A 13,720-nucleotide genomic window follows, 5' to 3' on the forward strand; every position below is an offset into this window, starting at 1 on the left:
AAACGGTCGAGGGGTAAGGGGATGCTCAAGGGAGTATTGCAGGGAGTGTTCGGCACCAGGCACGATCGCGAGCGAAAACGCGTTCAGCCGATTGTCGACAGCATCAACGAGGAGTACGAGCGGCTTCAGTCCGTATCCGAGGAAGAGCTTCGGGGGCAGACCGAGCGTTTTCGAGAGCGCATTCGTGAGGCCACGAGCGAGCTCGAGGCGCGCATCGTGGAGCTCAAGGCGCAAAAGCATGACACTGCGGATTCGGCGGAACGCGAGCGCATCGACACGGAGCTGAGTGGTCTCGATGGACGCGGCGGAGTGGAAGGCGAGCTCCGCGAGGCAACTGCTGAAATCCTGGACGAGATTCTCCCCGAATCGTTCGCGACTGTGCGTGACGCCTGTCGCCGCCTGATCGGCACGACCGTGAGGGTGACGGGTCACGACCAGGAGTGGAACATGATCCCGTACGACGTGCAGCTCATGGGCGGAATCGAGCTGCACATGGGAAAGATCGCGGAGATGGCGACCGGTGAAGGTAAGACTCTCGTCGCGACTCTGCCGCTGTACCTGAATTCCCTCGCCGGAAAAGGCACCCACCTCATTACGGTCAACTCCTATCTCGCACGGCGCGACTCGGAGTGGATGGGGCATGTGTACAAGTATCTCGGGCTGACCGTCGGCTGCATCGACGACACGGACCCCGGCACTCAGGAGCGCAAGAACGCCTACGAGTGCGACATCACTTACGGCACGAACAACGAGTTCGGCTTCGACTACCTCCGCGACAACATGGTTGTCGAGAACAACCAGCGCGTTCAGCGCGCGCACGTCTACGCGATCGTCGACGAGGTGGATTCGGTTCTCATCGACGAAGCAAGAACACCGCTGATCATCTCCGGACCTGTCGGCAACGAATCCGATGCCGAGTACGCGATGCACAACGCGGCGGTCGCGCGGCTTGTCAAGCGGCAGAGCGACCTGGGCAATGCGCTCGTGGCTGAAGGGGAGCGCGCGCTGGAGGCGGGCGACACGGAGCTTGCGGCCCTCAAGCTCTACCAGGCGCGGCTCGGCGCACCGAAGAACAAGCGGCTTTTGAAAGCGCTTCAGGAAACGGGCGTGAAGCAGCTCGTCCAGAAGATGGAGCTCGAGCATATCGCCGACAGAAAGCTTCCCGCGAGCAAGCAGCAGTTCCGGGACGTCGAGGAAAGCCTGCTCTATGTCCTGGATGAGAAAGGGCACTCCGTACATCTGACCGATCAGGGCGTGGAGTACATGTCACCCTCGGATCCTGAGGCGTTCGTACTGCCCGATATCTCGCAGGAGGTCCACCGCATCGATCACGATCCCGACCTCACGCCGGAAGAGAAGCTTTCGATGCGGCAGGCGATCAACGTCGACTATGCCGCGAAGAGCGAGCGCCTGAACATCGTGCACCAGCTTCTTCGCGCGCACGCGCTCTACGAGAAGGACGTGAACTACGTGGTGCAGGACGGACAGGTTCTGATCGTGGACGAGTTCACGGGACGCACCATGCCGGGGCGCCGCTGGTCCGAAGGGCTCCACCAGGCAGTCGAGGCGAAGGAAGGAGTCCAGGTGAAGGGCGAGACACAAACGCTCGCCACGATCACCATCCAGAACTACTTCCGCATGTACAGCAAGCTTGCCGGCATGACGGGAACGGCGGAGACCGAGGAGACTGAATTCCATCAGATCTACGGGCTCGAGGTCTCGGTGATTCCGACGAATCAGCCGGTGATCCGCGACGACAGGCAGGACCTCGTCTACAAGACGCGGCGCGAGAAATACAACGCGATGCTCGAGGAAACGGAGCGGCTCCATAAGCTCGGCTACCCGGTGCTCGTTGGAACGGTGAGCGTCGACGTTTCAGAGACTCTCTCGCGCACGTTCAAGCGCGCGGGGATCGTTCACAACGTTCTCAACGCGAAGTATCACCAGCGTGAGGCGGAGATCGTTGCCGGCGCCGGCCAGCCCGAAGCGGTGACAATCGCGACGAACATGGCCGGTCGCGGGACCGACATCAAACTCGGCGAAGGCGTCACGGTGTCGAAGCCGTCGCAGATCAAGGATCCCGAGGCAAACATCGTCGACGTCGTGGAGATCGGCGGTCTCCACATCATCGGCTCGGAGCGTCACGAGTCACGCCGCATCGACCGCCAGCTACGCGGGCGTTCCGGGCGTCAGGGTGATCCCGGCACGTCGCAATTCTTCCTCTCGCTCGAAGACGATCTGATGCGTCTGTTCGGCAGCGACCGAATCGCAAAGCTCATGGATCGCATGGGCGCCGAGGAAGGCGAGATGCTCACGCATCCGCTCATCACGCGGTCGATCGAGCAGGCCCAGAAGCGGGTCGAGCTGCAGAACTTCCAGTCGCGCAAGCGGCTGCTCGAGTACGACGACGTCATGAACCAGCAGCGTGAGGTCATCTATTCGCTGCGGTCGTTCGCGCTCGACGGCGGCGAGGAGCTGAAGGGCGAAGCCGAGAAGATGATCGAGAAGGGAATCTCGAGGCGCGTGGAGACTGCGCTCGCCGATCTCGACTCCCAGGAGGACTGGGACTTCAGCCTCCTCCGTCAGGACCTGCTGATGCACTACCTGCTGACGGTGCCGTCGTTCGAGGAAGGTGTCGACCGTCCGACGTCGATCACTGAGGCGCAGGAGCACGCAGTCGAAGCCGCGAAGAAGGCGTTCAACGACAAGCTCACGGGACTGGCGGAGTTCGGCGATCGCCTGTTGTCGCTGGTGATGCTGAACGTGCTGGACGAGAAGTGGAAGGATCACCTCTACGATCTCGATCAGCTCCGGAACGCGATTCACTACAGGTCGTGGGGACAGAAGGACCCGCTCATCGAGTACAAGCACGAAGCGTACACGATGTTCGTGGACCTGATGAACGACGTGTATCACACGTTCACGGAGCGCTTCCTTCGGGCGCAGATCAGCTTCAACGCGCCTCCGGTTTTCGAGACCGATAGCGAGCCGGGGGAGGGCGACGGGCAAGGCCGCGCTGTGGCTTCACAAGCGTCGCGTCCGACTCAGCGGTACAACGAGTTCGGCGTGCTCGAGGATGTTCCGGAGCTGGAGCTGGCAGTCAACGGTGAGGAGACGGAAGTCGAGGAAGTGGTTGACGTCGGGCCGGCCGAGCCGCCCACAAAGAAGCGCGCCGCGCGTCCGGAGCCCATCGTGACCGGAGCTGGCCGAGTGCGCTCGCTGAATCCGGTCGCCCAGGCGGGCGTGCCCGGCGTTTCAGGCGGGGGTGCGTCAGCTGACTGGACGAACGTCGGGCGAAACGATCCCTGCCCGTGCGGCTCTGGCAAGAAGTTCAAGAAGTGCCACGGCGCAAATCTTTGAACGGATTCAACGGATTCGACGGATTCGAACGGATCAGGGACGGAAGGACGAATAGTTTTCACCTTTTTATCAGCTTCTGATCCGTTCGATCCGTTAGATCCGTTTTCATGCTTGCTCGCAACAAGCGGCAGTGTGATTGTGGCGGCGTCGCTCCGGTGGTGCCGAGAAGCGGAGGATTGAGTAGCGCTTCGGATCCCTTTCCCGGAGCAGTGAATGTCCTCAAGCATACGAGAGCTGCCAAGCTGTGAGCGTCCGCGCGAGCGGCTCAAATCCCACGGCGCGCGGGCGCTCAGCTCGGCCGAGCTCCTCGCGATACTTCTCGGCACCGGATCCGAGAAGAACTCCGCAATCGGCATTGGACATGAGATCCTCGCAAGCGCGCACGGCTCCCTGCGGCGGCTTTCCTCGCAGCCGGTCGCCGCACTGACGAGCCTCGCCGGCGTCGGTACAGCGCGTGCCGTCGCCGTTCATGCTGCACTCGAGCTCGGCCGGCGCATGGCGGCCGAGGAGCGCGACGAAGGCATACCGGTCCGATGTCCGCGAGATGTCCATGAGATTTTCGGGCAGCGTCTCCAGGATCTGCCCGTCGAGGAGTTCCACGTCGCCGTGCTCGACTCGCAGCACCGCCTCGAGCGCGACATCGCCGTGACTCGCGGGCTCCTCAACTCGTCGCTCGTCCACCCGCGCGAAGTATTTCGAGAGGCGATCGCCGAGAACGCAGCCGCGATAATTCTCATTCACAATCACCCGAGCGGCGACCCGACACCGTCGAGCGACGATCGCGTCGTTACCGAGCAGCTCGTGCAGGCGGGACGCGTACTCGACATCCCGGTGCAGGACCACATTATTATTGGAAGAGGGCGTTATCTGAGCTTCGCGGAGGCGGGACTGTTGTGACGGCTACGCAGACGATTCAAACGCAGGCGATCATTCCTGGCTGGAACGACAACGGCACGCCGCTCCCCGAGCGGCTCGACCAGGAATTGCTCGCCCGCGCCTACCGCTTCAGCGAAGCCGCCCACCTCGGCCAGAAGCGCCTGTCCGGTGAGAACTTCGTCTCCCACTGCGTCGAGGTCGCGAAGATCCTCGCCGAACTGCAGCTCGACACCGTTACAGTCGCCAGTGGTCTCATTCACGATGTGGTCGAGGACACGGCGGTAGACGTCGCCGAGATCGAGACTGAGTTCGGGAAGGAGATTGCGGAGATCGTCGACGGCCTGACGAAGATCGGTCATCTCCCGATCAACTCTTCGCAGGACCGACAGGTAGAGAACTATCGGAAGCTGCTGCTGTCGATTGCCCGCGATGCCCGCGTCATTCTCATCAAGCTCGCCGACCGGCTGCACAACATGCGGACACTCGAGTATCTGCCGGCAGAGAAGCGGCGGCGGATCGCCCAGGAGACGCGGGATCTGTATGCCCCGCTCGCGCATCGCTTCGGAATGGCGCGCATGCGATGGGAGCTCGAGGATCTCGCCTTCAAGCACCTCGAGTCCTCGGAGTACAAGGCGCTGGCAAAGCTCGTTGCACAGCGGCGGGCCGAGCGCGAGGTGACGATCGAGCAGGTCCGCGATCCACTGCTCAAGCTGTTGAATGACTCCGGGATTCCAAACGTCGATGTGACGGGACGGCCGAAGCACCTCTGGTCCATCTATAAAAAGATGACCAAGTGGGACAAGCCATACGAGGAGATCTACGATCTTCTGGCGATCCGCGTGCTCGTCGACTCAGTGCCCGACTGCTACCATGCGCTCGGCGTCATTCACGAGCGGTTCACTCCGCTGCAGGAGAGAATCAAGGATTACGTCGGCCAGCCAAAATCGAACGGCTATCAGTCGCTGCATACGACGATCTTCGGCCCTGGCAAGCAGCTGTTCGAGATACAGATACGAACGCGAGAGATGCATCGCACGGCGGAGTATGGAATCGCCGCGCACTGGCGGTTCAAGGAGGATGCGAAGAGCGCCGACGAGCTCGACCGCGCGCTGCACTGGTTCCGCCAGGTGCTGGAGCTCCAGCTCGATGCGAAGACGCCGGACGAATTTCTCGAGTTCCTGAAGCTCGATCTCTATCAGGACGAGATCTTCGTGTTCACTCCAACGGGCGACGTGATTCAGCTGCCCAAAGGTGCGACGCCAATCGATTTCGCGTTCGCGGTGCACACGGAGGTTGGTCTGCACGCATGCGGCGCGCGGATCAACGGGCGGCAGGCGACGCTTGCCCGCGAGCTGCGGAACTCCGACACAGTCGAGATCGTCACGTCACCTTCCGCGAGACCCAGTCGCGACTGGCTTTCCCACGTACGCACGGGTCGTGCGCGGCACAAGATCAGACAACGGCTCCGCATCGAGGAGCAGAACACCTCGGAGAAGCTCGGCCGCGAGATACTCAATCGCGAGGTGAAGCGGCGCCGTCTGCCCAAGCCGGCCGAAGAGCAGCTGGAGGCGGTGGCAAAGTCGCTGAAGCTGAACGACGCGGATCACCTGATCAAGTCGATCGGTCAGGGGGATCTCGGGATCGTGCAGGTGCTGAAGAATCTCTATCCCGATTCGGAGATGACCGATGCGCCCGCCAAGACGGGGCCGCTCGACTGGCTCGTGGACAAGATGCGGGGAAGCCCGAAGGGTGTCCGCATCCAGGGCGTCGACGGGCTGATGGTGCGTTACGCGCAGTGCTGCCAGCCGGTGCCCGGCGATCCTGTGGTTGGCTACGTCACGCGCGGGCGCGGTGTGAGCATCCATCGAGCGGATTGCCCGAATCTCTTGATGCTGGTGCTCGAGCCGGAGCGACGCCTCGACATCGACTGGAAGGAGCTCGAGGGTGAGCGGTTTATGGTGCGGCTGGTTCTCGACGCGACGGACCGGCGCGGGCTATACGCCGATTTGGCCAAGGCGGTCTCAGCTACCGACACCGATATCCGGAGCTTCGAGCTTCAGAGCTCCGATGGGCATGTCACCGGAGCGCTAGCCGTCGAAGTGGAGAATCTTGCTCACTTGCAGAGGATTCTTAAAGCGGCGCGACGCGTGAAGGGGGTTACCGAGGTCACGCGTAAGGAGAGATTGGCAAGCGATAACTGACCCTGCGAATGCCGCGATTCGATGTCGCGGTGTATTCGCTGATGAGTCATCGGCGGCTTCGCTGGCAACCTTAGGTGATGCCGGCAGTCAGCCGCTTCCTCGGAATCGTGATTTCGATCTTGTATCGGGACCATGGCCCGCCGCACTTTCATGCGAGCTATGGCGGCCATGAAATTACAGTTGGGATCCGAGACGGATCCGTGGTCGGACGGTTTCCAACACGGGCTTTGAAACACGTCTTGGAATGGCGGGAACTGCACGAAACCGGACTGATGGAGAATTGGCAGCTTGCCAGAGAGCGGCGACCACTGAAGCAGATTGCGCCACTTGAGTAGGAGGAGCGACAGATTGTTGAATGTTATCGAAGCGCGGTATTTGCACGACCATGTCGTCTGGCTCCGTTTCAACGATGGGCTCGAGGGCGAAGTTGACCTGGCGCCTGAGCTGGAAGGCGAGATTTTTGAGCCGTTGCGCGAGCGCAAGTTCTTCGCCCAGGTCAGACTCGATCCGGAGGTTCGGACAATTGTCTGGCCTAACGGCGCTGATTTCGCCCCGGAATTCCTGCATTCACTGATTCGAGTCGTCGCGTAGAAGCTTGCAGTAGCCAGACGCAAGCGCCGGAGCACATTGGGGCTTCTGGATCGATTCCGCATCGTCAAAAAACCTGAACTATCGACTGATGAAGCCGGCCTCGCGCTTGCGTTACTCGCATGGACCGCTGAAAACCAGGAGACACTGTCGTCAATTCGTAGCCACAGTTCCTTATCGGACTCTGCGCTTCGCGGCGAGTTGCTTGCGCTCCGCTTCTCGCCATTGAGCTTGGCTCCTTCTTCGCGTTGCAAGGGCCGAGTGCAATGCAGGCTGCAGTCTCAGGCACCGCCTATTTGTTTCACACATTTTTGGTCGGCGGAATCGAAGCGACGAAATCTGCGGACCCACGCGAGCTAGTCGTGAATCTGCACCTATACGGAATGCTTGACTCGGTGCTTGATCAACCTCGCACAAAAGACCCGCGGAAACATCGCGTCATCTCAGCAATGAAAGCGCAGGCACCAAGCGGAAACGTGCTGACCGCGCGCATGAAAGCATACAAGGAAGTACTCGAAACTGATTCAAAGCGATCACTACAGAACGTCGGTGCGAGATTCTCCACTTATTGCCAAGCGGAGTACGACCCTGTTGTTCAGCTCATCGGTTCAGGGGAATTCTCGAGGACGCTGAAGGCGGCCAAAGAGTACGTTGCGGCAATAGCGCTCCGGCTGCCTTCGTAAGCTGTGGGTCGAATCGTTACGACATGCTGCGAGCGACCAAAGCGAGGAATCCCAGCGCCCGCCGTTCTTCGTGTCTCTTCGCAGTCTGCTGATCGGCCCCGATACTGGAACCCCCGGGATGCAGGCGGATCAGCAGACCTCGCGCAGAACCGAACAAAAACCGGTAGCTGGGCTTATATTGTAAGGATGCCAAAGGTCGAATTCGATCTGCTAGCCCCCTTTAAGCCAGCCGGTGATCAGCCGCACGCCATCGCGGAGCTGAGCCGGGGGCTCGAGCGCGGCGACCGGTTTCAGACGCTCCTCGGAGTGACCGGGTCCGGGAAGACGATGACAGTCGCCAACGTGATTAAGAACTTCGGCCGGCCAACACTGGTTCTGTCCCACAACAAGACGCTCGCCGCCCAGCTGTACGGCGAGCTCAAGAGCTTCTTCCCGCACAACGCCGTCGAGTACTTCATCTCGTACTACGATTACTACCAGCCGGAAGCGTACGTCCCGACCACCGACACGTACATCGAGAAGGACGCGTCGATCAACGAGGACATCGATCGTCTTCGGCTTCGCGCAACGTCGAGCCTCATGGAGCGCGAAGACGTGATCATCGTCGCCACCGTGTCGGCGATTTACGGACTCGGCGACCCGGTCACTTATCGCGAGCAGATGGTGACCCTCGCGAAAGGACAGCGAATCCCGCGCGACGAGATTCTCAGATCGCTGGTAAAGATCCAATACTCGCGGAACGACATTGCCTTCGAGCGCGCCACATTCCGGGTACGAGGCGACACAGTCGAGATTCTCCCGGCCTACGAAGAGCAGGGCGTTCGCGTCGAAATGTGGGGGGATGAGATCGAGCGAATATCAAAGATCGACCCGCTCAGTGGGGAAGTCATCGCTAATCTGGAGAAGGCAGCGATTTATCCCGCAAAGCACTTTGTGACAACAAGGCCGACCATTCAGAAAGCAGTCGAGCTCATCCGCGCCGAGCTGGTCGAGCGGCTCAATGAGCTCCGCACGACAGGTAAGCTCCTCGAGGCCCAGCGCCTGGAATCACGCACTAACTTCGACATCGAGATGATGCTCGAGATCGGAACGTGCGCGGGAATCGAGAACTACTCGCGTCATCTCTCCGGCCGCGCGGCGGGCGAGCGGCCGGCGTGCCTGTTCGATTACTTCCCTGAGGATTTTCTGCTCGTTGTGGACGAGTCGCACGTTACTCTTCCGCAGGTCGGAGGCATGTTCAACGGGGATCGCGCACGAAAGCTGACGCTGGTCGAGTACGGGTTCCGCCTCCCCAGCGCGCTCGACAATCGCCCGCTCATGTTCGATGAGTTCCTTTCGCTGACACCACGAGCGCTCAACGTGTCCGCAACGCCCGGCGACATCGAGCTCAGGCTCTCCGAGGGCGCAGTAGTCGAGCAGATCATTCGTCCGACAGGGCTCGTCGACCCCGAGATCGACGTCCGCCCCGTGCGGGGCCAGGTCGATGACCTGCTCAACGAGATCCGCCTCCGAGAGCGAAAAGGCGAGCGGGTGCTCGTCACCACACTCACGAAGCGAATGGCGGAGGATCTCACCGATTATCTGCAGCAGATGGGCGTTCGCGTGCGCTACATGCACTCCGACATCGACGCCATCGAGAGGATGGAGATCGTACGCGGCCTTCGGCTCGGCGAGTTCGACGTTCTCGTCGGCATCAATCTGCTGCGCGAGGGGCTCGACATGCCCGAGGTCTCGCTCGTCGCGATTCTCGACGCGGATCAGGAGGGCTTTCTGCGGAGTGACAGGTCTCTGATCCAGACGGTCGGACGCGCGGCGCGCCACATCAACGGCCGAGCCATCTTCTACGCCGACAGAATGACAGGCTCGATGGAGCGCGCGATCAGCGAGACTGGACGCCGCCGCGAGATGCAGCGGGCGTACAACATCGAGCACGGCGTCACGCCGATAAGCGTTACCAAGAGCACGGAACAGGTTCGCTTCATCACGCGCGTAGCGGATGCGCGCGAGGCAAGAGAGGCGCGCGAAGGGGAACAGGCGCGTCGCGTCGCGGAATCTGCGACGGCGTACGGTGCGATGAATCCGGCGGAGCTCATCGCGCAGCTCGAGCAGGAAATGAAGCAGGCGGCTGCGGCGCTGGATTTCGAAACGGCGGCGCGGCTTCGCGATCAGCTGTTCGAGATCAAGGCTAAGGCGGACTGCACGCGCGCCCGGTCTCGCGGTGCGTTCGCCGGCATTCAGGTGCGACGGTAGTGCAGGCGCACCGCCACGTCGTACCGCCTCTCGCGGAGCGGAGTCGGCTGGTGCTCGACGAGGAAGAGCTCCGTGAATGGGGCAAGGAGCTGGGGCGCGCGAGCTCTCCTCCACTGATGATCACACTTACCGGCGACCTGGGCGCAGGAAAAACGACCCTCGCACAGGCGATCTGCGACGGATATGGCGTCGAGGAGCCGGTCACGAGTCCATCCTATGCTCTCGTGCACCGCTATTCAGCGCCTCGCTCGCCCGTGTATCATGTCGATCTGTACCGACTCGACAATCCGTCGCAGCTCACGAATATCGGCTGGGACGATCTCGTGGCCGAGCACGCGATGATTCTCGTCGAGTGGCCGGAGCGCGCGGGGGCGCGGATTCCCGTAGATCATCTGCCGATCGATATCGACTATTCCGCCGAGGATCCGGATCGGCGGCTGCTCCTCGCCGGCTGATGACCGATTACACTCTCGCTCTCGAAGGCGCGACCTACGCCGGCAGCGTCGCGCTTCTGCGCGGACGCACCGTGATCGCCGAAACAACACTGTCCGACACAGCCATTCCGTCTCGCGATGGCCGCGAAGAAAGAGTGCTGCCATCAGTTGCGGAGTGTCTCGACGAAGCGCGCGTTCGTGTCAACGAAATCAGCCGCGTCGTGTGCGGCTCCGGCCCCGGCAGCTTCACGAGCCTGCGCATCGCCGCGTCAATCGCGAAAGGAGTCGCAGTAGGCACAGGCTGTCCGATGTACGCGGTCTCGTCGCTGCTCCTTTCGGTCTCGTCGTCTCCGGGCGCGCTGGAAAAGGGATTCTATTTGTCGGTGCTGCCCGCGATGCGCGACGAGTGGTTCGCGATGCTCGTCGAATATGAGAATCCGGATTCGATCGCGCAGCGCGGAGACGTCGCCATCGTCGCGGAGACCGGGCTCGCGCGCGCGGCGGCTGCGGAGGGAGCAATTTTGCTCGGGCCCGGGCAGGAGGTTGACTCCCGCCCACACGCTCGAGGGGTGGCAGCTCTCCTCGACGGTATACTGTCGACCGGCCCCGTGCCGATCGAGACCTGGGAGCCGCATTACGGGCGTCTGGCAGAGGCGCAGGTGCGCTGGGAGCTGGCTCACGGAAAGGCGTTGGGGGCTAGTGCGTGACGCCGGCGACGACGGTTGATGCGAATTTCCGATCGGCGACGCTGGCGGACGTGCCTGCGATTGTCGAGATAGAGCGCATCTCGTTCGGCGACCCATGGTCCGAGGCTACGTTTCGGGACCTGCTCAGTTTGCGCCACGCTATCTTTCTCGTCGCGACTGAAGGTCGCGCGGCATCGGTTTGCGGATACGTGATCGCCGCGGTCGTGGCGGGCGAAGCCGAGGTATTGAATCTGGCGGTGGCGCCTCAGTCGCGGGGGCGTGGGCTGGGAGGGAGACTCCTCGACGCTGGACTTGGAATCGTGGGAGAGCGAGGCGCGCGGGAAGTTTTTCTCGAGGTGCGCGAATCGAACATCGCCGCTCTCGCGCTCTACTCGTCGCGTGGATTCGCCAGTCTCACGCGCCGCGCGAAGTATTATCGGAACCCTGTCGAAGACGCGCTCGTTCTCCGGCGCGCGGTTGAAGGATTATTGCGGAGGACTTAAGGATGTGCGCCTTCTCGAAGGCGTGTTTACCATAGTGGGCGAGCATAGAAACCCTCGCCGGGAGGCAACGTGAGTCGGAGTCTTAACAAGGCCAGTCTGATCGGAAATCTCGGAAGCGATCCGGAAATTCGCACAACGACAGGCGGCGCGAAGGTGGCGACGTTTTCGCTGGCCACGAGCCGGCAGTGGAACAGCGCCAGTGGAGAGAAACAGGAAAAAACCGAGTGGCACCGCTGCGTGGTGTGGAACGCGAAAGGCACCGGTCTAGCCGACGTCGTCGAGAAATACTGCAAGAAGGGCGACCGTCTGTACGTCGAGGGGCGCATCGAGTACCGCCAGTGGCAGGACAAGGAGAACCAGACCCGCTACACGACGGAGATCAACGTTCGCGATCTCCTGATGCTCGGCGGCGGTGCCGGCGGTGGACGGGGCGCCGATTACGACTCCGATTCGGACTCTCGCGCGCGGACACCCGCCAGGAGCGGCAGTCGAGCAGGCGCGGCAGCGAGCGATACCAACTTCGACGATTTCCCGGCGGCGCTGGAAGATCAGGACGACGATCTGCCCTTCTGAGGGATTGCCGCCACAGAGACACAGAGAACACAGAGGATTACTTCCGCCGTACCGGATTTCGATTGCTCGACTCGTCTTCAGGGCGAACTCACCCTGGCGATCGGGAGACGGAGCTGCAGCGCTGTCCCCCCTAAAAGTGCCGTTCTCTGTGTTCTCTGTGTCTCTGTGGCAGATTTTCCCTCGACGGCGTCAGTGACGCGGAGCAGAGCCGGATAGTCTACTAATCGGCAGGTTAGCCCCTTCGCCGAGCGCCTCGTTGCGCCGGCGGCAGATCCTTCGCGGAGATAATTCATGCAGCCGATCACCGTCCGTGCAGTCGCGCTCAACGACGAGCGGCTCTCGACGAGCATTCTCACGTCTCTCGTTGTCGGGATGACACTCGTTGCGGCCGGAATGCTGTCAGCGCAGACGCCGGTTCCTCCTGCGGGCACGCCGAAGAAGCCCGCGCCGACGGTCGCACCCGTGTCCGCCCCAGTCGAGGGCGAGGTCGTCCACGTCGTAAAGAGAGGCGACACTCTGTGGGACATTGCCAAAGCCTACCTCAAGGACCCGTTCCGCTGGCCGGAAGTCTTCCAGCGAAACACCGATGTCGTCGAGAACCCGCATTGGATCTATCCTGACGAGGTAATCCGGATCCCGGGCAGCGAGGTCAGACCGGAAGTTCTCGCCCGCGTGATGACGAAGCCGGCGCCTAAGCCGGCGCCAAATCTCGAGCGCACCGTATTCTCGACATTGCCAGCCCTGGTGAGTAGTCGAGTCCCCGGGACCGGCGAAGTCATTGGTCGTGAGCGTCCCGGTGCCGTGCGCGTAGGAGAAGTCGAAGCTGCGCCGTTCGTGGATAGAGAAGGCGGTCCGCGCGGCGCGGGACGGCTGGCTGCAGCGTATGACCGACCTGGCATCGCGGCGAGAGCGAGCGATGCGCGTTTCCAGCTTCAGGATCCCGTTTTCGTAGAGGTGCCGTCAGGCCGTGCGGCGCGCGTCGGTGACAAATATCTCATCGTCGTCCCGGGTGCCTCGATCGGCGAGGAATCGCAGCTGATGATCCCGACGGGAATCGTTCGTGTCGAGAGCATCGAAGCGGGTCAGCCGGCGCTCGCTCGAGTGGTGAGGCAATTCGGCGACATTCGCCTGGATCAGATGCTCGTCGCGGTCGAAAGCGCTGTTCCCTCAGCTACCGCCGCCCGCATTCCCGTCTCCAACGGGCGCTCCGCGCACGTGCTATGGGTTCACAACGATCCCGTTCTCCCAACTCTTCAGAGTTATGTGGTTCTCAGCAGGGAAGCGGGCAACGATGTAGCGGTCGGTGATCAATTCACACTGATGGATGCCACAGTCGACGCGAGTCATCCCGCGCCGGCCGTGCCCGCCGCTGTCGCGCAGGTCGTCCGTGTGACGCCATACGCGATCACAGCTCTCGTCGTGGATCACGATCAGCCGACAGTTCGCGCGGGCATGCCGGCGCGACTCACTGCGAGAATGCGCTAGCGCGAGGCCGTCCGCGGCAAAAATATCGGTGCCTCAGAGGTAGGTAAGGATTAGATTAGGGGCGACAATGACATTGATCGC

Annotated in this window: 11 protein-coding genes; all 11 read left to right on the top strand. The window is 61.9% G+C overall.

The window, feature by feature from the left end; genetic code table 11:
• Positions 1-21: 21 nt before the first annotated feature.
• A complete protein-coding gene (gene secA, locus VES88_04785; GenBank protein ID HYN80795.1) occupies positions 22-3,360 on the top strand; it encodes a preprotein translocase subunit SecA in 3,339 nt (1,112 codons plus the stop codon).
• A gap of 213 nt (positions 3,361-3,573) precedes the next feature.
• The gene (gene radC / locus VES88_04790; GenBank protein ID HYN80796.1) at positions 3,574-4,257 is read left to right on the top strand and encodes a DNA repair protein RadC; all 684 of its coding nucleotides are present in this window, start codon (positions 3,574-3,576) and stop codon (positions 4,255-4,257) included.
• On the top strand, positions 4,254-6,437 hold the full coding sequence (locus VES88_04795; protein ID HYN80797.1) for a bifunctional (p)ppGpp synthetase/guanosine-3',5'-bis(diphosphate) 3'-pyrophosphohydrolase: 2,184 nt from the start codon (positions 4,254-4,256) through the stop codon (positions 6,435-6,437). The genes radC and VES88_04795 overlap by 4 nt, the downstream gene beginning before the upstream one ends.
• A gap of 77 nt (positions 6,438-6,514) precedes the next feature.
• A complete protein-coding gene (locus VES88_04800) occupies positions 6,515-6,772 on the top strand; it encodes a DUF4160 domain-containing protein (GenBank protein HYN80798.1) in 258 nt (85 codons plus the stop codon).
• 13 nt (positions 6,773-6,785) lie between these two features.
• Positions 6,786-7,028: a DUF2442 domain-containing protein gene (locus VES88_04805; GenBank protein HYN80799.1), complete on the top strand. Its 243-nt coding sequence runs from the start codon at positions 6,786-6,788 to the stop codon at positions 7,026-7,028.
• A gap of 866 nt (positions 7,029-7,894) precedes the next feature.
• Entirely contained in the window at positions 7,895-9,958 is a 2,064-nt protein-coding gene (gene uvrB, locus VES88_04810) for an excinuclease ABC subunit UvrB (protein ID HYN80800.1), read from the top strand.
• A complete protein-coding gene (tsaE, locus tag VES88_04815) occupies positions 9,958-10,413 on the top strand; it encodes a tRNA (adenosine(37)-N6)-threonylcarbamoyltransferase complex ATPase subunit type 1 TsaE (GenBank protein HYN80801.1) in 456 nt (151 codons plus the stop codon). Before uvrB ends, tsaE begins: the two co-directional genes overlap by 1 nt.
• Positions 10,413-11,099, top strand: coding sequence for a tRNA (adenosine(37)-N6)-threonylcarbamoyltransferase complex dimerization subunit type 1 TsaB (gene tsaB / locus VES88_04820; protein ID HYN80802.1), 687 nt, complete (start codon positions 10,413-10,415; stop codon positions 11,097-11,099). The genes tsaE and tsaB overlap by 1 nt, the downstream gene beginning before the upstream one ends.
• The gene (gene rimI / locus VES88_04825; GenBank protein HYN80803.1) at positions 11,096-11,581 is read left to right on the top strand and encodes a ribosomal protein S18-alanine N-acetyltransferase; all 486 of its coding nucleotides are present in this window, start codon (positions 11,096-11,098) and stop codon (positions 11,579-11,581) included. The genes tsaB and rimI overlap by 4 nt, the downstream gene beginning before the upstream one ends.
• Positions 11,582-11,650: 69 nt before the next feature.
• A complete protein-coding gene (gene ssb, locus VES88_04830) occupies positions 11,651-12,154 on the top strand; it encodes a single-stranded DNA-binding protein (GenBank protein HYN80804.1) in 504 nt (167 codons plus the stop codon).
• Between the two features lie 291 nt (positions 12,155-12,445).
• Complete coding sequence (locus VES88_04835) at positions 12,446-13,639, top strand: LysM peptidoglycan-binding domain-containing protein (GenBank protein ID HYN80805.1); 1,194 nt, start codon at positions 12,446-12,448, stop codon at positions 13,637-13,639.
• Positions 13,640-13,720 lie beyond the last annotated feature (81 nt).

The organism is Gemmatimonadaceae bacterium (assembly GCA_035633115.1).
In the GTDB taxonomy this organism is placed as follows: Bacteria; Gemmatimonadota; Gemmatimonadetes; order Gemmatimonadales; family Gemmatimonadaceae; genus UBA4720.